At 65.2% G+C, this 20,266-nt stretch carries 13 protein-coding genes and 3 tRNA genes; 9 read left to right on the top strand and 7 right to left on the bottom strand.

From position 1 onward, the window contains the following. Positions 1–64: 64 nt before the first annotated feature. Together LDO41_RS01905 and LDO41_RS01910 are read left to right on the top strand one after the other, a co-directional pair. A complete protein-coding gene (locus LDO41_RS01905) occupies positions 65–1,654 on the top strand; it encodes an ABC transporter ATP-binding protein (RefSeq protein WP_223982322.1) in 1,590 nt (529 codons plus the stop codon). 414 nt (positions 1,655–2,068) lie between these two features. After that, positions 2,069–2,749, top strand: a complete 681-nt coding sequence (locus LDO41_RS01910) for a C40 family peptidase (RefSeq protein WP_223981154.1) — start codon at positions 2,069–2,071, stop codon at positions 2,747–2,749. Between the two features lie 208 nt (positions 2,750–2,957). Here LDO41_RS01910 and LDO41_RS01915 read toward each other — a convergent pair whose 3' ends face one another. Next, positions 2,958–3,920, bottom strand: coding sequence for a patatin-like phospholipase family protein (locus tag LDO41_RS01915; protein ID WP_223981157.1), 963 nt, complete (start codon positions 3,918–3,920; stop codon positions 2,958–2,960). A gap of 191 nt (positions 3,921–4,111) precedes the next feature. Between LDO41_RS01915 and gltX the strand changes: the two genes are divergently transcribed. From gltX to LDO41_RS01935, 4 genes are all read left to right on the top strand, one after another. Next, entirely contained in the window at positions 4,112–5,512 is a 1,401-nt protein-coding gene (gene gltX, locus LDO41_RS01920) for a glutamate--tRNA ligase (RefSeq protein WP_223981161.1), read from the top strand. 287 nt (positions 5,513–5,799) lie between these two features. Beyond that, a tRNA-Ala gene (locus tag LDO41_RS01925) sits at positions 5,800–5,875 on the top strand. Between the two features lie 113 nt (positions 5,876–5,988). Continuing rightward, positions 5,989–6,064: transfer RNA gene (locus tag LDO41_RS01930), tRNA-Glu, on the top strand. Positions 6,065–6,131: 67 nt separating this feature from the next. Continuing rightward, a tRNA-Asp gene (locus LDO41_RS01935) sits at positions 6,132–6,208 on the top strand. A 167-nt stretch (positions 6,209–6,375) separates the two neighbouring features. Here LDO41_RS01935 and LDO41_RS01940 read toward each other — a convergent pair. The 6 genes from LDO41_RS01940 to trxA form a co-directional block, all read right to left on the bottom strand. After that, on the bottom strand, positions 6,376–7,728 hold the full coding sequence (locus LDO41_RS01940) for an MATE family efflux transporter (RefSeq protein WP_223981165.1): 1,353 nt from the start codon (positions 7,726–7,728) through the stop codon (positions 6,376–6,378). 1 nt (position 7,729) lies between these two features. Beyond that, positions 7,730–9,520: an ArnT family glycosyltransferase gene (locus LDO41_RS01945; RefSeq protein WP_223981168.1), complete on the bottom strand. Its 1,791-nt coding sequence runs from the start codon at positions 9,518–9,520 to the stop codon at positions 7,730–7,732. A gap of 122 nt (positions 9,521–9,642) precedes the next feature. Further along, positions 9,643–9,903, bottom strand: coding sequence for a type B 50S ribosomal protein L31 (locus LDO41_RS01950; protein ID WP_223981171.1), 261 nt, complete (start codon positions 9,901–9,903; stop codon positions 9,643–9,645). 119 nt (positions 9,904–10,022) lie between these two features. Next, positions 10,023–10,877: a M90 family metallopeptidase gene (locus tag LDO41_RS01955; RefSeq protein WP_223981174.1), complete on the bottom strand. Its 855-nt coding sequence runs from the start codon at positions 10,875–10,877 to the stop codon at positions 10,023–10,025. Between the two features lie 46 nt (positions 10,878–10,923). After that, a complete protein-coding gene (rho, locus tag LDO41_RS01960; protein ID WP_223981176.1) occupies positions 10,924–12,186 on the bottom strand; it encodes a transcription termination factor Rho in 1,263 nt (420 codons plus the stop codon). Between the two features lie 273 nt (positions 12,187–12,459). After that, on the bottom strand, positions 12,460–12,786 hold the full coding sequence (trxA, locus tag LDO41_RS01965) for a thioredoxin TrxA (RefSeq protein ID WP_109580699.1): 327 nt from the start codon (positions 12,784–12,786) through the stop codon (positions 12,460–12,462). 390 nt (positions 12,787–13,176) lie between these two features. Between trxA and LDO41_RS01970 the strand changes: the two genes are divergently transcribed. The 3 genes from LDO41_RS01970 (at position 13,177) to LDO41_RS01980 (ending at position 20,223) form a co-directional block, all read left to right on the top strand. Next, entirely contained in the window at positions 13,177–13,449 is a 273-nt protein-coding gene (locus tag LDO41_RS01970) for a hypothetical protein (RefSeq protein ID WP_223981178.1), read from the top strand. A 229-nt stretch (positions 13,450–13,678) separates the two neighbouring features. Next, a complete protein-coding gene (locus LDO41_RS01975) occupies positions 13,679–16,618 on the top strand; it encodes a PD-(D/E)XK nuclease family protein (RefSeq protein ID WP_223981180.1) in 2,940 nt (979 codons plus the stop codon). Beyond that, a complete protein-coding gene (locus LDO41_RS01980; RefSeq protein WP_223981182.1) occupies positions 16,615–20,223 on the top strand; it encodes a UvrD-helicase domain-containing protein in 3,609 nt (1,202 codons plus the stop codon). Before LDO41_RS01975 ends, LDO41_RS01980 begins: the two co-directional genes overlap by 4 nt. Positions 20,224–20,266: the final 43 nt, after the last annotated feature.

Here is a 20,266-nt window from a genome sequence, read left to right on the forward strand (position 1 = left end):
ACCGGGCGCACAGCCCGGCGCCATCGCGGAACCCGTGGCCGCGCCGGCCCCGGGCACCAGGCTGATGTGCGTGGAAAACCTGTCGGTGACGTTCGGTCACGGCGACCACGCCACGCGCGCCGTGCGCGATGTCAGCTTCGACCTGCGCGCGGGCGAGCGCTACGCGCTGGTCGGCGAATCCGGCTCAGGCAAGACCGTCACCGCGCTGGCAATGCTGCGCCTGGTCGAGGACGCGCACTACGAGGGCGCGATCCGCTTCGAGGGGCGCGACCTGCTCGACGTCTCGGACCGCGAGATGCGCGGCATCCGCGGCTCCGAGATCGCGATGATCTTCCAGGAGCCGATGACCGCGCTGAACCCGCTCTATACGATCGGCAACCAGATCGTGGAGACGCTGGCGCTGCACGAAGGCCTCGACCGCCGCGCCGCGCGCGACCGCGCCATCGCGCTGCTCGAGCGCACCGGCATCAGCGACGCGGCCAACCGCTTCAACAGCTTTCCGCACCAGTTATCGGGCGGCCAGCGCCAGCGCGCGATGATTGCCATGGCGCTCGCGTGCCGGCCCAAGCTGCTGCTGGCCGACGAGCCCACCACGGCGCTCGACGTGACCATCCGCGTGCAGATCCTCGAATTGCTGCGCGACCTCCAGGCCGAATACGGCATGGCGGTCATGCTGATCACCCACGACCTCAACCTCGTGCGCGCGTTCGCGCAGCGCGTGGGCGTGATGGAGAAGGGCGTGCTGGTCGAGACTGGCGAGACCGCTCAGGTCTTCTCCAATCCGCAGCACCCGTACACGCGCAAGCTGATCGACAGCCGTCCGAAGCGCGAGGTGTTGCCGCTGGTGCCGCTGGCGCCGGTGCTGCTCAACGTGCGTGGCCTGTCCGTCAATTACGCGCGCAAGAAGCCCGGCATCGCGGGCTGGTTCGTCAAGGATCAGTTCCCCGCGGTCAAGGACGTCGGCTTCGAGCTGCGCGAGGGCGAGACCATCGGCATCGTGGGCGAGTCCGGCTCCGGCAAGACCACGCTCGCGCATACCGTGCTGGCCCTGCAGAACAAGAGCGCCGGGACCATCGACTTCCTCGGCAGCGACCTGCATCAGTGCACGCGCAAGAAGCGCAGTTCGCTGCGGTCGCGCATGCAGGTGGTGTTCCAGGATCCGTTCGGCTCGCTGGCGCCGCGCATGACGATCGAACAGATCGTCGGCGAAGGGCTGGCGCTGCATCAGCCCGGGCTGTCGCGCGAAGCCATGCGCGAGCGCGTGATCGAAGCCCTGCGCGAGGTCGGGCTGGACCGCACCGCGCTGGGCCGCTATCCGCACGAGTTCTCGGGCGGCCAGCGCCAGCGTATCGCGATCGCGCGCGTGCTGATCCTCAAGCCGCAGGTACTCGTGCTCGACGAGCCCACCTCGGCGCTGGATGTCTCCATCCAGCAGCAGGTGCTCGCACTGCTGTCCCAGCTTCAGCACAAGTACAACCTCAGTTATCTGTTCATCAGTCATGACCTGGCCGTTATCCGCGCGATGGCGCACCGGGTGCTGGTCATGAAAAACGGCGAGGTGGTCGAGGCGGGGGAGACCGAGTCGGTACTCGGCGCGCCGCAACATCCATATACGCGCAAGCTGATGGCCGCTGCCGCGCTCGGTGCCAGTTGAATGATGTGCGTCGCAGCATCCCAAAACGCGTGCCTTCAGCACGCGTTTTTTATGCGGTCAACGAGAAAGAAGATGCGTTTTTCACGCTAGCTCATTGATTCGCATAGTAAATCGACGAAGTTTGTAACGATCTTTGACAGATCAACGGGATAGCCTTTAAGATCCCGCGATACCTTATTTCGGGGGTGGTTCGTCCGTTGCATACGTGACCAACAATGAGTCGCGACGCACGGCGATGGTGCAAACGGTAACCAGTTGGTAACAACTTGATACCGGAAAGTGACCAGACCGTACTTGCAGGGGGAGTAAAGCCTCGATGGCCTGCTTCTTGCGTACGAACCGCCCTGATGTTTATAGCCTGTCCGGTGATGTCCGACATCCCGGTCAGACATGTCCGACTCATCAGGAGAACCAATGCAGCGAACGGTACTTCATTCCCTGGCGCGTATTGCCATCGGAATTGCCTTTGCCTGCGGTGCGACTGTGTCGAATGGTGTGCTGGCGGATACGGTGTTCAAGGATCCCGACTCCCGTGTGGAAAACCGTGTAGATAGCGCGGATTCGCACGTGGAAGGCAAGCGTGGCTTGCTGTCGTCGATGATGAACTCCACCAGCACGGTGGCCAGCAAGGCTGGCGACCTCGTCATGAACGCGTTGGGCCTGATCGGCGTGCGTTATCGCTTCGGCGGTAACAGCCCCGAATCCGGCCTGGACTGCAGCGGCTTCGTCCGCTACGTGTTCAACGACACCTTCGGCTTCATGCTCCCGCGCCGCTCCGTGGAAATGAGCCAGGTAGGCACGACGGTGGCGGTCAACGACCTTCGCCCGGGTGACTTGGTGTTCTTCAATACGATGCGCCACACGTTCTCGCACGTCGGTATCTATATCGGCGACAACAAGTTCGTGCACGCACCGTCCACTGGCAGCAAGATTCGTGTCGATGACATGCGCGCGAGCTACTGGGTCACGCGTTACAACGGCGCACGCCGTATCGACGAGTCGGCGCAGGGCGCGGGTGAGAGCATCGGCAACATGGTCGAGACGCTCAAGCGCTTCGATCCGGCTGCTCAGGGCCGCTCGCTGTATGGTGGCTGATTCGGGTGGCTGATTCGGGTGGCTGATCGTCAGATCGCTACCACGCAAACAAAAAGGACTGCCTCGGCAGTCCTTTTTGTTTGGTGCTCCGTTTGGTACTCCGTCAGTCAGCTTGACAGAAGGTGTCACCCCACCAACGAGGGGTGACACGCCGTGTCAGCTTATATGACAACCGTCGTCATTTCACAAACGCACGGCTGACTCGCGTTCACTGCGCCACCACAGTGCTGACCGCACCCACAGCTCCGGCGGGCCGCTGACGCGCCTGCGCAAGCTTGTCGCGCAGCGAAGTCAATACGGCGGCCGTAGCCACCTCACCGGCCAGAATCGCGCGGTTGCGCGAGGTAAAGTCGCTGCCCGCCATATCCGGCAGGTCCGGGCGAATCACCACGTCCGCGCGCGCCAGCGCCATGCGGTTGATCGACTGCCCCATGATCGCCGTGGTCTGCAGCAGTACGCCGCTCTGCCCACCGTTTTTCTGCGAAGCCGGGTCGGCCGAGATATTCACCGCGATCACGAAGTCCGCGCCCATCTCGCGCGCGGCATCCACCGGCACCGGCTCCACCAGCCCGCCATCGACGTAGTCATGTCCCTGAATCGCGACCGGCTGGAACACGCCCGGCACGCTGCTCGACGCGCGCACGGCCTGCCCGGTATTGCCGCGCCGGAACAGAATGCGTTCGCCGGACTGCAGATCGGTGGCGACGATGCCGAGCGGCAGCTTCATCGATTCGATCGGGCGTTGCTTCACGAGCCGGTTCACATAGTTCTGCAGCGCCTCGCCCTTGAGCCAGCCGCCGAAGCGCGTGCCGAACGGCAGCGCCCAGTCCGCGATGGTCGCCTCGTCCATGGACAGCGCCACCTTGTTCAGCGCAAAGCCATCCATGCCCGAGGCATACAGCGCCGCCACCACCGAACCGGCACTGGTGCCGGTGACGATATCGGGGTGAATGCCTTGCGCTTCCAACGCCTTGATCACGCCGATATGGGCAAAGCCACGCGCGGCACCGCCGCCCAGCGCCAGGCCGATGCGAAGCGGGCGGGGTGGCACGGGCGGTGTCGTGACCGTCGGCGTGGTAGCCACTGGCGTCGTGACCGGTTTGGGGCCGAAGCTGCAGGCGCCCAGCAGCAGCGCGGCAGGCGCGGCACCCAGGAAATGGCGTCGTTTCATGTGGGAGGAGTTGTCCAGCGAAAGTGATGCGCGTGCAACTGGTACGCATGTGGCGCCCCTGCGTGGGCGAGAGGCTGCCGGTTGAGACCGCATGCAGCATAAATGATTCCGCAGGCCCGTTGCTATAATGCGGCATCTATTGCATCCGGCCTGCGCGCATCCGCGCGCGGGCCTTTTTGTTTCCCGAGCCCATGACACAACGCGTCCGCACCCGCTTCGCACCGAGCCCGACCGGCTTTATCCACCTCGGCAATATTCGCTCCGCGCTCTACCCGTGGGCATTTGCCCGCCGCATGCGGGGCGACTTCATCCTCCGCATCGAGGACACCGATGTCGAGCGCTCGTCGCAGGAAGCCGTGGACGTGATCCTGGAGGGCATGGCCTGGCTCGACCTCGATATCGACGAAGGTCCGTTCTACCAGATGGAGCGCATGGACCGGTATCGCGAGGTCGTGAAGCAGATGCTCGACGCCGGCCTGGCGTATCACTGCTATATGAGCACCGAGGAACTCGACGCCCTGCGCGAAGCGCAGAGAGCCGCGGGCGAAAAGCCGCGCTACAACGGCTTCTGGCGTCCGGAGGCGGGCAAGGTTCTGCCGGAACCGCCGGCTGGCGTCACGCCGGTGGTGCGTTTCAAGAATCCGATTGGTGGCAGCGTGGTGTGGGAAGACGGCGTCAAGGGCCGCATCGAGATCTCGAACGACGAGCTCGACGACCTCGTGATCGCGCGTCCGGATGGCACGCCGACCTACAACTTCTGCGTCGTGATCGACGATCTCGACATGAAGATCACGCATGTGATCCGTGGCGACGACCACGTCAACAACACGCCGCGCCAGATCAACATCATTCGCGCGCTCGGCGGCACGCCGCCGGTGTACGCGCATTTGCCGACCGTGCTGAACGAGCAGGGCGAGAAGATGAGCAAGCGCCATGGCGCGATGCCCGTCACCGGTTATCGCGATGAAGGCTATCTGCCCGAAGCCGTGCTGAATTACCTGGCCCGCCTGGGCTGGGCGCACGGCGACGCGGAGATTTTCTCGCGCGAGCAGTTCGTCGAATGGTTCGACCTCGAGCATCTCGGCAAATCGCCCGCGCAGTACAACCCCGAGAAGCTGGCCTGGCTCAACAACCACTACATCAAGGTGGGGGACAACGCGCGCCTGGCCACACTGACGCAGCCATTCATCGAAGCGCTTGGTGGCACCGTCCAGGGCGCGCCGCTCGCCGACGTGATCGCGCTGGTCAAGGATCGCGCCAACACGCTCAAGGAAGTCGCGCAGACCGCGCTGCTGTTCTATCGCGGCGAACCGCAGCCGGATGCGGCGCTCAAGGCCGAGCACCTGACCGACGAGATCCGCCCGGCGCTGACCGCGCTGGCCACGCAGCTGGCCGCGCTGCCCGAGTGGAAGCGCGAGGCCATCGGCGCCACGTTCAAGGCCGTGCTCGCCGAGTTCGGCCTGAAGATGCCCAAGCTCGCGATGCCGGTGCGCCTGTTGGTGGCGGGGCAGCTGCAGACGCCGTCGATCGACGCGGTGCTGGAACTGTTTGGTCGCGACACCGTGCTGAACCGGATTCGCGCAGGCCTCTGAGCATGAAAAAAAGTCTCGGCAGGGGCTTGCGCTCCGGCCGGGACTTCAGCATAATCTCGTTCTCCCTGCAGCGCGGTTGAAAAACAAAGCGAGCTGACCGAGATTCGCGATTATCGGGTTGTTATACGCAGTAATGCGGGCAACTAGAAAAAGCGAACGAAGTTAAAAAGGGGGTTGCAAAAAACCAAGACTGTTATATAATCTTGGCTTCGCTTCGAAAGAGGTTGAGAACGAAGCGAAATGCAGATTGCAGTACGATTTGCAGTAAATGGTGGTTGCAGTATTATGGGGCTATAGCTCAGCTGGGAGAGCGCTTGCATGGCATGCAAGAGGTCAGCGGTTCGATCCCGCTTAGCTCCACCAAGATACGTTGAAGTGTTAAAGCAGTAAAAAAACACTTCACAAACGTAGCGAAGTTAGTTAGAATAGCGGACTTCGCAGCGTCAGACAGAAAATTCGTTGCAAAACAAGTTTCTGTCCCCTTCGTCTAGAGGCCTAGGACATCACCCTTTCACGGTGAGTACAGGGGTTCGAATCCCCTAGGGGACGCCAAATAGCAGAACGTAACCAAACGTTCAGCCAGGCGTCTCAAGCGATAGCTTGAGGCGCCGACGAAATTGGAGTGGTAGTTCAGTTGGTTAGAATACCGGCCTGTCACGCCGGGGGTCGCGGGTTCGAGTCCCGTCCACTCCGCCAAAACTAAGCCCGCTTGGATAATTCCAAGCGGGTTTTTTCTTTTCCGCATTCTCTTCCCACAACGCCTCCCAGATAATCGCCGGAGTCCCTTCTCGTACGTGTGGAGATAATCCCTGCACGCCGGTTACGCGTACGCCCGCACATGATTCACACGGGTGCCGAGATAATCAGCGGTCGTCGCGACTCACGCGCATGAAATACTGCACGAGCAGGGCGCCGGCAATGCCGAGGCTCACACTATTGGCCAGCCAGAACCCACCGGCGCCGTGCGTGAATGCCGGTGCACCCGGAATCAATCCAAAGCCCAGCAGATACCCGCCGCCGAGGCCAACGCCCCATAGCGACGTGGCGTAGATCAATGTCGGGATCAGGGCGATCTTGTACGCGCGCAGGATGAATGCGCTCATGACCTGTACCGCGTCGAACGCCTGGTAGCAGGCGATAAACGCCATCAGCGGCAGCGCCTTGGCGATGACGGCGGGGTCGGTCGTATAGAGATGGAGCAGCGGTTCGCGCGCGAACCATAGCAGCGTGCCCGTGATCATCGCCAGTCCCGCAGCCAGCCGGATGCCGCGCCAGGAGATGCGGCGCGCGGCGGCGCGGTCGTGCGCACCGATCGACTGGGCCGCCAGCGTCGATGTGGCAATGCCGAGCGACAGCGGCAGCATATAGGCCACCGCACCGAGGTTGGCGATGATCTGATGGCCGGCCAGCGTGACGAGCCCGAGCCGCGTGATGAACACCGCCATCAGCGTGAACGAGGTGATCTCGATCAGATAGGTCAGTCCCATCGGCACCCCCAGTCGCAGCAGGCCGCGGATGCGATCCCAGCGCGGACCCTCGCAGGTACTGAAGATGCCGAGCGGGGCATAGCGGCGATCGAAGCGGAGAATCAGCAGGCCGACCACGAACCAGCAGTAGCTGATAAGCGTCGAGGCGAGCGCGCAGCCGGGCCCGCCCATCGCCGGCACGCCCATGCCACCGTGGATAAACCACGCGTTGAGCGGCACCTTCAGCGCCAGGCCGAGCAGTTGCAGCGCGGTGACCATGATCGGCCGCGACAACGCGTTGTTGAGCGCCTGATAAAGGCGGAACGCAAGCGCGGCGGGCAGGCCGAAGGCGACCAGATGCAGATAGTGCGAGGCCTTGTCGACGAGTTCGGGCGAGGCCTGCGCGAAATGCAGCAGCGGGGCGGGAAACGCGAGTAGCAGGATGCCCGGGATTGCGAGTGCCGCGCCGAGCCATGTGGCCTGTCGGACCTCGACGCCGATCTCGGCCAACCGGTTGGCGCCATAGAGTTGCGCGGCGATCGGCGCGAGCGCCTGCAGCACACCCATCAGGCTGATATAGATCGTGACGTAGATCGAGCTCGCAAGCCCGACGGCGGCGAGGTCGGCCGCGGATACGCGGCCCGCCATCACGGTGTCGATCACGCCGAAGGAGACCAAGGCCAGCTGCCCGACGAGCACCGGCGCCGCAAGGTGCACGATGCGGCGAACGTCCTGCATGGCGGTGGTCATGTCAGGGCTGGCGCGGCAGTCGGCGTGGGCGCGTCGGATGCGGAGGCGCCACCACCGGCGGCGCTTCGACCAGACGATACATGCGGAAGCGCTCGTCGCGATCGGCGGGGCGGCGGCCCTCCCAGATCAGGCGCCATTCGTAGTGCGAGAGATTGCTCGGCGCGCCATAGTCCACCGCGTCGTGACGCAGCAGAATGTCGCAACCATCATTCGGCCCGCCAAAGCGGATATGGCCGAAGTACGCGAACGACGCGAGCTGCGCGTTGCCCATGCGGATCGGCTGCACGCACTGGTAGGTCGGCGGCAGCGCGAGCGCCGCGGCCTGCGCGACATCGCGATAGGTCTTGCCATAGTTGATCGACGGCAGCCACAGCGTCATCGCGATGACCCACATCAACGTGGTGCCGGCGGCCGAGATCACGACCGGGCGCCAGATCTGCTTGGGCGCGCGCGACAGGCGCCAGCGCACTACGAGCACCCAGCAGGCGGTGACGATCAGCGCGCAGATCACCGCGCTGATCGTGAACGAATGCTGGAAGCCCGGCAGTTGGCGGAACACGTTGTTGGCGATCTTCGGCGGCCAGCCCGTGGTCTTGGCGATCCACAGGAACCACACGGTACCGCCGAAGATCGTGAACAGCAGCAGCGCGAACCAGTCGATCGCGTTGATCGCGCCGCGCGTCAGGGTGGGCAGCGCGAACGCGGCCAGCACAGCCATCGGCGGCAGCAGCAGGATGAACTGCACATCGCCGGCCTGGCGTTGCGACACCAGCAACAGGAACAGCAGTAGCAACAGCGAGAGCGGCAGCGCGATATGGGCGGCACGACGCATGCCGCGCCACGAGAACCACGCCCACGCGGCGATCGGCCACACCGGCCACGAGAACAGGAAGAAATTGCGCGCGATAAAGCCGAGGCTTTGCGACGACGGGCCGCCATAGTTGCGGCGGTCGTAACGCGTCCATTCGCGGATGAACGACACGGCTTCATCGCGTTCCGCCGCGCCAAAATAGGTGGCCGCCAGCCATGCGCCGACGATCGCCAGCGCCAGCGGCAGGCCGATCGTCAGCAGCTTGCGCAGCGGCACCGGCTTGCACACGGCACCCGCGACGATAGCGGCAACGAACAGCGCGATCGGCAGGATCGGTCCGCTGGACAGGCACAGCGCGCCGAGCGCGAGGCCGACCCACAGGCTGCCCTGTACCGGCTTGTCGAGGCTGCGCACCAGGCCGTACAGCATCATCGCGATAAAGCTGACCTGACCGACCTGCGGCGTGGTTTCATGGCCGCGCATCGCCAGCCCCACGCAGGCAAGCAGGATCAGCAGCGCGCCATCGGCCAGCGCACGGCCATAGTCGCGCGCGTCGGGCTGACCACCGAACGCGTACGCGAACGGCTGCACCTCGTCGCGGCGGCCCAGCAGATACGTCGCGTACCAGACGAACGCGCAGGTCGCGAAGTAGAACAGCAGCGTCGACAGTCGCGACGCATCGGGCGCGCCGAGCCAACCGCCGAACAGCTTGATCATCAGCCCGCCGACCCAGAACACCAGCGGGCCATCTTCACCGAACGGCCGTCCGGCGATATTGGGCATCAGCCAGTCCTGCGTGCCACCGCTGGCGAGCTGCCACATCACGCCGAAGCCCGCGGCATCCTCGTTCTTCCAGGGGTCACGGCCGAACAGGCCGACCAGGCCATACACCACGCAGATCGCGAGCAGCAGCACGCGCGGCAGCGCACCGGTGTTGGCGGCGGTCAGTTGAACGGGGGAGGAGGACTTCGCTGGACTCATCGCGGAGGGAGGACCAAAAGCAAAGAGGCAGCCGATGCTGCCTCTTTGTCTGCTGCGCGCCGCCGGGGCATCTGTCCCTGCTGGCGCGGCTATGGCTCGGAAGAGCGTGCTCTTCGCAGCGATTACTTCTTGACGCTGGCGAGCTTGCTGCCGAACTTCTGACGGAACTTCTCGACGCGGCCGGCCGTGTCCATGATCTTCTGGGTGCCGGTGTAGAACGGGTGCGATTCCGACGAAACTTCGATCTTGGCCAGGGGGTATTCCTTGCCTTCGTGCGTGATCGTGTCGCGGGTCTGGATCGTCGAGCGCGTCACGAACTTGAAGTCGTTCGACACGTCGTGGAACAGAACTTCGCGGTAATTGGGGTGAATGCCTTCTTTCATGGTGTTTCCTTTCTGGTTGGGTAGCCAGTCCGCTGATCAGTCGAATGACGACGAGCGAACCACTTGCCGATAACGGGCAAACCGGGATTATGACAGAAAAACAAGACCCTGGGCAATGCTCATGGCATGGCTTTGCCGGGATCCTGCCGATAGAACGTAGCCAGCGCCTCGTATACGTTGGGCCAGTGCTGGCGCAGCCCGTAGGGCTCGACAAAAAATGACTCCGACGCCACCGCGAAGAATTCCGTCGGCGCCTCGGCGCCATAGGGGTCAATGACGCGCATCCGTGGCGGGAGGCGTTCGGGATGGTCCCATGACCGTTCCGGCACCGCGTCGCAGGCATCGGCAAACGTGTCGTACTCGGACAGGAAGTCTTCCGCCCACCGTTCGGCGTCGACGTCCGGATGCAGCACGCGCGAGAACGGCGGCACGCCGTCGGCCTCGCCGTCGAGCATATCTAGCTTGTGGGCGAACTCGTGGATGACCACGTTGTAGGTGTCGGGGAGGTCGCCGTCAGCACTCATCCCAGCGCCGGGCGTGCTGACATCGGGCCACGACAGGATGACCGGGCCATGCTCCCACGCTTCGCCGCTGGCTTCTTCCTCGACGCCATGCACGAGGCCGTATTCGTCCTCGACAGTCTTGCGGATCAGGAACTCGCCAGGGTAGAGCACGATGCTGCGCCAGCCGCGATACCAGGCCATGCCCAGTCGCAGGATCGGCACGCAGGCCTGCACGGCGACGCTGACCACCATCTCGTCGGACAGCGGCAGGTCGTGCGCGGTGGAGTATTCCTTGTCGGCGATAAACAGCGTGGCCAGCTCGCGTAGCGCGGCGCGATCGTCCTCGCTGTAACGCGCGACGAACGGCAGCGACGCGATCGTCTGCGCCCACAGCGCATCGGGAATCGCGTAGTGCTCGAGCTTGCGCGCGCGGGAGCGCCGGCGCAGGAATTGCGAGAGCTTACCGAACATAGCCTCGTCTCAAGAAAAAACGCCCCGAAGGGCGTTTCGTCCGTGATCAGCCGCCGCGGCGCATCATGTCGAAGAACTCTGCGTTGTTCTTCGTCGGCTTCATCTTGTCCAGGATGAATTCCATCGCCTGCACTTCGTCCATATCCGAGATGAACTTGCGCAGGATCCAGATCTTCTGGAGGATTTCCGGCTTGATCAGCAGTTCCTCGCGGCGCGTGCCCGACTTGTTCAGGTTGATCGCGGGGTAGACGCGCTTCTCGGCCAGACGGCGCTCGAGGTGCACTTCCATGTTGCCCGTGCCCTTGAACTCTTCGTAGATCACGTCGTCCATGCGGCTGCCGGTTTCGATCAGCGCGGTGGCGATGATGGTCAGCGAACCGCCTTCCTCGAGGTTACGCGCAGCGCCGAAGAAACGCTTCGGGCGTTGCAGCGCGTTGGCGTCCACACCACCGGTCAGCACCTTGCCCGAGGCTGGCACCACCGTGTTGTAGGCGCGGGCGAGACGCGTGATCGAGTCCAGCAGGATCACCACGTCGCGCTTGAGTTCGACCAGGCGCTTGGCCTTCTCGATCACCATTTCGGCCACCTGCACGTGGCGGATTGCAGGTTCGTCGAACGTCGACGCCACCACTTCGCCGCGCACGGAGCGCATCATTTCGGTCACTTCTTCCGGGCGTTCGTCGATCAGCAGCACGAACAGATCCGCTTCCGGATGGTTGTTGGCGATCGCGTGCGCGATGTGCTGCAGCATCACGGTCTTGCCCGACTTCGGCGAGGCCACCAGCAGCGCGCGCTGGCCGCGGCCGATCGGCGCAATCATGTCGACGATGCGGCCGGTGATGTTCTCTTCGGCGCGGATGTCGCGTTCGAGCTGGAGCGGCCGGTTCGGATGCAGCGGCGTCAGGTTCTCGAACATGATGCGGTTCTTCACCGCTTCGGGCGGCTGCCCGTTGACCTTGTCCACCTTGACCAGCGCGAAGTAGCGCTCGCCGTCCTTCGGTGTACGGACTTCGCCCTCGATCGTGTCGCCGGTATGGAGATTGAAGCGGCGGATCTGCGAGGGGCTGATGTAGATGTCGTCAGTGCTGGCGAGGTACGAAGTCTCCGGCGAGCGCAGGAAACCGAAGCCGTCGGGGAGAACTTCCAGCGTGCCATCGCCGTAGATGGTTTCGCCCAGCTTGGCGCGCTTCTTCAGGATCGCAAACATCAGTTCCTGTTTGCGCATCCGTTGTGCGTTGTCGATCTCGAGCGTTGCCGCCATTTCGAGAAGCGCAGACACGTGAAGCGATTTGAGTTCTGTCAGGTGCATAGACGAGGGGTACAGAAGGCAGTAGGGGAAGCCACTTGGATGCCCGGATGAGGTGCCCGAAAAAGGAAAGCGGGGCGAAACCTAGGCGAAACCGGAACGGAACCGAAGCGGAAAGGGGAGAGGTATGAGCGAACGCTCGGGGAAATTGTTGGAGGCATCTTAGCACAATCCTGCCGGCGCGCCAGAGTTGGCGCACGCACGCGGAATCATGCCTTCGTATGATGCCCCCTCGTCAGGAGGGGGCACCCTCGGTCGAATGACCGGTCAGGCCAATTACAGGTTGCCGTCGAGGAACGCGGTCAGCTGCGACTTCGACAGGGCGCCGACCTTCTGGGCGGCGACCGAACCGTTCTTGAACAGGATCAGCGTCGGGATGCCGCGGATGCCGAACTTGGCCGGCACTTGCTGGTTCTCATCCACATTGATCTTGGCGATCTGCACCTTGTCGCCGTAGTCGCGCGCGACTTCGTCGAGGATCGGGGCGATCATCTTGCACGGACCGCACCACTCGGCCCAGAAGTCCAGCAGGACGGGCTTGTCAGACTTGAGAACGTCGGCATCGAACGACGCGTCGCTTACATACTTGATTTGTTCGCTCATGGCGGAAAACCTCAGGTTTCGCTCAAATAATGTTGAAGGCGGGAACTGCGATGAGTTCGGGCTATCTGGCCTGCTCGATACCATACACGAGATTCCGTGGACTCGCCGGAGGGCAGTTAAGCCACCGGAAGCCATCCTCGAAACCGATATGTTATCAGTTTGTCCAAATTCAAGACCCTCGCTGGAACCCGCACCGGGCAAGGCACTCACACCCCAATTGTGCCGCGAATGAGCCCCGCCTGTGAAACATTGTTTTAATCGATTCAAGAGATTTGACCAATCGCATTGCAGCGATACGGCAGTTTGGCGACCGCAGGGATTTCCCTGAATATGGGGCGGCAAGCATGCTCTAGAATGCACTTGTGTAACCATCTGACGAGGCTGCCTGACATGACTCCCGACTCCCCCGAATCCCGCGAGCGAGCAGTGGAAGACAAGCCCGACGTGGCACATCTTGGCGACGCCCTCGAGCATCTGAACACCGCCGTCGAATCCAACAGCATCGCCACCGGCGCGGCCAGAGGCCTGGTATATAGCGTGATGGAAACGCTTGGCACGCTGATTGGTGACCCCGACCTGCCGGAACATGCGCGCTCCGGCTATGAAGGCCTGATGGAGACGGCGCGTGAGATTCGCGCCCGAATTGAAGGCCACGACCATTGAAGGCCACGACCATTGAAGAGAGCGTTCAGGGGAGCATCGAGGGCGGGTAGTTGACGTACCATCCCCCGAAGCGCGACCTTTGCGTTCTTCCCCGGGCGTGCGATCATCGCCCGGGACTTCCCATCTTCCACAACCTTCCGCGCCCGACTCCGACCGGCCCGCGGTGTGGCACGACCGGTCGCCGACCTCTGGCCGACCCCTCGTGTGCACCGCGGGCCGGCTGTTTGACATGACCCGGCTTCAGTTTCCTCCCGGCCCCGCCTTCCTCGAGCAGGCCGCCGCCTCCACCTGGCACTTTCTCGACCTCTGCGGTCCGCTCGCGGCGGCCGCGCATGTGGTCGTGCCTACGGCCGCGCAGATTCCCGGCGTGCGGGCCGCGCTCGATGCCGCCGCGCGCGCGCGGGGCACGCCTCGGCTGCTGCCGCGGGTGGTGACGCTCGGCCACTGGCTGCTCGATCTGCCGCCCGATCTCGATACCGAGCCGGTACCGGTGCGCAGTCATGCGGCGCGGTTGCTGTCGGTGCAGCAGGCGATTCGCTCGCAGGACTGGCTGCGGCAGTCGTTCGGCGCGCAGACCGAGGCCGCCGCGTGGGGGCTGGCGCAGACGCTGCTGTCGATCAGCGACGAGCTGAGCGCGCGCTGGCTCGAGGATGCGGCGGTGCGCGACGACGACGAAATTCCCGGCGACGATCGCGCCGAGCTGCTGCAGGGCGCGTTGGAACGGACCTATGCGCATCTGTCGGAGCGTTTTCTGGGGCAGGAGGCGCAGATCGTGCTGGCGTTCTGGCAGCAGTTGTCGGGGCCCGACGATCCGTTGCCGGCGCGGCGTCGCGCGCTGCAGCGACTGGCCGCGATGATCGACGGTCCGGTGATCTGGATCGCGCCAACGCCGCCGGTGCCGCTGGAGGCCGTGTTCCTCGCGCGCGCCGGCGAGCAGGTGCCAACGCTGGAGATCGGCTATGACTGGTCGGGGCAGGCGCAGGAGGCCGAGCCGGACTGGTACGGCACGCTGCTCGCGCTATGGCCCGAGGCCCGCCGCGCCCCGGAAGGTGATGACGGCGAAACCGGCGCCGGCCATGGCTCGCTGCCCGAACAGCTGCCGGCGCGGCGTCCCGCCGTGCGCGTGATTGGCAGCGCGCGCTTCGAGGACGAGGCGATTGCCGCCGCGGGTCAGCTGGTGGCGTGGCTCAACGAGGGCCGCCGGCACGTGGCGCTGGTCGCGCACGACCGGATCGTCGCGCGGCGCGTGCGCGCGTTGCTGGCACGCGCGGGCGCGCCGGTGCGCGACGAGACCGGCTGGAAGCTGTCGACGACGCGCGCGGCCGCAGCCTTGATGCGCTGGTTCGACGTACTCGGCCGCGACGGCGACACCGGCGCGCTGCTGGACCTGCTCAAGAGCCCGTTCTGCCTGCCCGACGCCGCGCATCGCGGCGCGGCCATCGCGCTGATCGAGCGACAAATCCGCCGCGAGACGATTACCGGTGGCTGGCAGCGACTGCGGCATCTGCTGGCGGCGCGTGATGACGAGCTCGACGACGGCATCGATGATGGGATCGGCAGCGTCGTCGACCCCGATGCGGCCACGGCAAAGCGCGCCGAGCGCGAAGCGCGCGCGGCGGCGCGGGCGATGATCGCGCAGTTGGCCGACGAAGCCGCGGCATGGCCGCGCGGGCATGCGCAGCAGCCGCTCGCGATCTGGCTGACGCGGCTCGACGCGACGCTCGATGCGTTGTCGATGCGCACGGCGCTCGCCGCCGACGATGCGGGCCGGCAAATGCTCGATGCACTCGCGCGGCTGGCCGAACTGCCCGCCGACGAAACCGGCGCGCATGCCACGCTCGCGCAGCACGAATTCCGCGCGATGCTGTCCGCGATTCTCGAATCGGTCGCATACAAGGAACCCTCCGCGCCCAGCACGTCGCGCATCACGATCCTGCCGCTCAACGGCGCCCGCATGCGGCGCTTCGACGGTGTGGTGGTGGTCGGTTGCGACGACGGGCAACTGCCATCGAGCGCGGCAGAGCTGATGTTCTTCTCGAACCAGATGCGCCGCGAGCTGGACCTCGAAGACCGCGAGGCGCGCTTCGCCCAGCAGGCGCGCGACCTCGCCGAGGTGCTGCTCAACAACGACGACGTCGTGCTGACCTGGCAGAAGGTGGGCGCACGCGGCGAGCCGCATCACGTATCCGGCTGGATCGAACGGCTCTCCGCATGCTGCCGGCGCGCGGACGCCCCGATCGAAGCCAATGCCGCGCCGCGACTGTTCGAGGCGGAAGCACGCCCGGCCCGTATGCCGGCGCCGAAGGCACCGGAGCGCGTGCCCGCACGCTGGAGCGCGGCGGCGTACAACATGCTGCGTCGCTGCCCATATCAGTTCTTCGCAGGCCGCATGCTCGGACTCGCGGGCCTCGAGGACATGAGCGACGACCTCGAGAAGCGCGATATCGGCAATCTGCTGCATCGCGTATTGCATCGCTACCACCAGGAAATGCGCGACCGCGACGAGCGAGACCCCGAACGCCGCCTGGCGCGCCTGCGCGAAATCTCAGAGCACGAGTTCGAGTCGCTGATCCGCGACGACGGCAATGCGCTCGGCTACTACTGGCGCTGGCGCGAGGTGCTGCCCTCCTACGTGAAATGGCAGGCCGCGCGCGAGGCCGAGGGCTGGTACTGGCAGGGCGGCGAGGTGGACGTCAGCGTCGATATCGCGATGGAAGACGGCGTGCCGCTGCGGCTGGCCGGCCGCATCGACCGCATCGACGTGGGCCCCGACGGCAGCCGCGCGGTGCTCGACTACAAGACACAAAGCGCGCTGCGCCTGCGCAAGAAGGTCGACGACGTCGAGGAGGACTGCCAGTTGCCGTTCTATGGCCTGCTGCGCGCCGATGCGCACGCGGGCAGCTGGGTCGCGCTCGAAGGCGTGAAGGAAGGCGACAAGGCTGGCCCAGCGGGACAGCAGCGCGAGGTCGACCTCCCGGACTTCGACGGCGCCGTTCACTGGCTCGCGTCGCAGTTGCGACAGGACGTCATTCGCCTGCGGCGCGGCGCCAAGCTCGCGGCGTTCGGCGATGCCTCGGCATGCACCTATTGCGAAGCGCGCGGCCTGTGCCGCAAGGGTTTCTGGGAATCCACCGCGGTTCCTGAACTGACAGACGGTGACCTGACATGACCGCAAACGCTTATCTGCGTGACGGCCAACCCGTTGCCGAAACCGAATTCACCCGCGCCGCGTGCGACCCATTGCGTTCCGTTGTGGTGGAAGCCTGCGCGGGCAGCGGCAAGACGTGGCTATTGGTGGCGCGACTCGTGCGCCTGCTGCTGGCCGGCGCGCAACCGCACGAAATCCTCGCCATCACGTTCACGCGCAAGGCGGCCGAGGAAATGCGCGAACGCTTGCTCGAAGTGCTGTCCGAACTCGCCGGTGGCAGCGACACCGCGGTGATAGAAGCGCTGACCATGCGCGGCCTGTCGCCCGACGCCGCGCGCGAGGCATTGCCACGCGCGCGTCAGCTGCATGCGCAAGTGCTGGCTTCGCCCGGTCGCATGGCGATCGACACGTTCCACGGCTGGTTCGGCACGCTGTTGCGCGGCGCGCCGCTGTCGTCGGGCATTGTGCCCGGCGCGATGCTGCGTGAGGACGCGCTGCGCATGAAGCGCGAGGCCTGGGCGCCGTTCTGGCGCGGCCTGGCGCAGCCCCAGTATGCGGATCTGCGCGCGGCCTACGCGGAGCTGGTCGATGCCATCGGCGAGTTCCAGGCGCGTGCCTTGCTCGATCGCATGTTCCACGCACGCAGCGAATGGTGGGCCTTGCGAGAGGGCGGCGATCCCGCAGCCAAGCTTGCGGCCGACCTCGGCGACGATGCGGTGACCGACGTCTTGGTCGAGGCCTTGAGCGACGAAAGCTGGCTCGACGATTGCCAGCGTCTGGCGTCGCTGCTCGGCACGGGCGGCAAGACCGAGCAGGGCCATGCAAGCGCCCTCGGCGCCGGGCTCGAAGCGATTCGCGCATGGCAGGCCGCCGGGAGATTGCCCGGCGATAGCGCGGCCGATGCGTTCGCGCGTCTGCGCGCGGCCTTCTTCACGCAGGCCGGCAAGCCGCGATCGCTACGGCGCACGGCCGCGTTGGTCAAGGCCGCCGGCGGTGAGGGCGCAGTGGAGGATGTACTCGCCAGCCATGTCGAACATTGCGCGCGGCTCGACAAGATTGCCGCGCGCCGTTGCGAGGCTGCGGTGCTCGCGGTCAACCTCGCGCTGTACACGCTCGGCGATGCGCTGCTCGAACGCTATCAGCAGTACAAGAGCGAGGCGCGCGCGATGGACTTCGCCGACCTCGAGTGGCTCGCTGCGCGGCTGATGTCCGACGAGGAAACCGCGACCTATCTGCAAGTGCGGCTCGATGCGCGCTACCGACATTTGCTGCTCGATGAGTTTCAGGACACCAATCCGCTGCAATGGCGCATTTTGCAGGGGTGGCTGGCCGGATATCAGGGGCTGGCGGAGCGGCCGACGGTGTTTCTGGTGGGCGATCCGAAGCAGTCGATCTATCGCTTCCGACGCGCCGATGCGCGGCTGTTTGGCACCGCAAGCGCGATGCTCGAGGCCGAGTTCGGCGCCACTGTGCTGCGCACCAACCGAACGCGCCGCAATCGGCCCGAGGTGCTCGACTGGGTCAACGCGGTGTTCGATGCCGGCCGCGCGGAAGGGCGTTATCCGCTGTACGAGACCCAGACCACAGCGCTGGATGGACCGGGCGGGCCGGTGTGGCAGTTGCCGCTGGTCGAGGCGCCGGAGGAAGATGATGTTGATCGTCCCGCCGATGGCAATGAATCGGATCACGATGCCAACACTGCGCAGGCCGAAGCCAACACCCATCGCGACACGCTGCGCCAACCACGTACGCAGCAGGGCGACTCGCTGCGCTTCGAGGAAGGCCGCCGCGTGGCAGCGTGGCTCCATCACATCCGCGACACCGTGCCAGTCCGCGACGGTTCGAATGAGCGCCGCGCCAACTGGCGCGACATCCAGCTACTGGTCCGACGCAAGACACATCTGGCCGACTACGAACGCGCGTTCCGCGAGGCCGGCATTCCATGCCTGAGCCCGCGCCGCGGCGGACTGCTGGCCACGCTCGAGGCACTGGATATCTCGGCGCTGCTGGCCTTCCTGATGACCCCCGAATCGGACCTCGACCTCGCGCACGTGCTCAAGAGCCCGATCGTCGGTGCGTCCGATGACGACCTGCTGCTGCTGCTGGCCGGTGCCGAAGCCACACGCGGCTGGTGGGCGCGCATCGAGGCGACCGGCATACCGCCCGAAGCATCCGACGCGGTGCGCGGCGGCGTGGCACGCCTGCGCGCATGGCTGGCGCTCGCGCCGCACAAGCCCGTGCACGATCTGATCGATCGTATCTATCACGAGGGCGAGATTCGTCGGCGCTATGCGGAGTCCGCACCCACCGCGATTCGCGAGCAGGTGCTGGCCAACCTCGATGCGTTCCTGAAGCTGTCGCTCGACCTCGATGGTGGTCGCTATCCAAGCCTGCCGAAGTTTATCGACGAGTTGCAGGAGATTCGCCGCGGCGATGAAGACGAAAGTCCCGACGAAGGCGGCATGGGCGAGTCGGTGGAGGAGGGCGAAGCCGAGCCAGAAACCGATGGCGACAGCCAGCTCGACGCCGTGCATATCCTCACCGTGCATGCGGCCAAGGGTCTGGAGGCGCCGTTCGTGGTGCTGCTCGACGCCAACCACAGCGACCCCGCGCCTGATCGAGGCGGCATTCTCGTCGATTGGCCGCCATCGTCGCGCGTACCCGCGCATTTCTCGGCCTATGGCAAGCGCGCCGAGCGCGGCCTGGCGCGCCAGCCGATGTTCGACGCCGAGACCGCGCTGGCCGAGCGCGAGAACTGGAACCTGCTGTATGTGGCAATGACGCGCGCACGGCAGGGCTTGCTCGTCAGCGGCGTAAAGGGCCGCGCCAGCAAGGAGAGCAAGGAAGGCGCCAATACCGAGATCGCGGGCAGCTGGTATGTGCGGCTGGCCGCGGCGGGCGTCGGCGAGGAAGTGGATGCGTATCCGGCGACGACAACACGCGCCGATGCCGATGTGGCCGCTGCGGCCGACGAACGCGTACGCTACACCGATTTCCGCGAACGCTTCCGCGATGCAACGGTGTCGATCTCCGCCGAAGAAGCGGCGATGGCAGGCCTCGACGACGATGATGAGGACGACGACGGCATCGTGTTCGACGCCGCCGCCGCGCGTCACGGCGAGCTTGTGCACGCGCTGCTCGAACGCATCACGCGCTATCCGCAGGCATTCGGCAGTGTGCCCGATGCCGAGACCGTGCTGCGCTGGTTTCCCGCAAGCGGCGCGGGTGCGCCCGGCGCGCGTGAACAATGGCAGGAGCAGATCGTGCTGGCCGTATCGGAAGCCGCCGCGATGCTGAAGGCCCCCGCGCTGCGGCCACTGCTGTTTCCCGGCGAGGCCATCTCGGCCCGCAACGAAGTGGAACTCTACGACGCGCGCGGCCGCCTGCTGCGGATCGACCGACTGGTCGAGTTCGAAGATCGCGTGGTGATCGTGGATTACAAGCTGCGCCTGCTACCGCAGGAACACGCCGCCTACGGCGCGCAGCTCGCGCGCTATGTGGCGGCCATCACGCCGATGTTCCCGGGCAAGCGCATCGAAGCGGGCGTGGCCACGGCCGAAGGCGAATGGATCGACGCGTCGGCATTGCGGCCAGTCGTGCAAGGCGGGCAGGGATCGCTATTCTGAAGAAGAGTAAGCTTGGAAGGTGTCTGAGACGCGTTTGCAGGGA

The organism is Cupriavidus pampae (assembly GCF_914271485.1).
GTDB lineage: Bacteria > Pseudomonadota > Gammaproteobacteria > Burkholderiales > Burkholderiaceae > Cupriavidus > Cupriavidus pampae.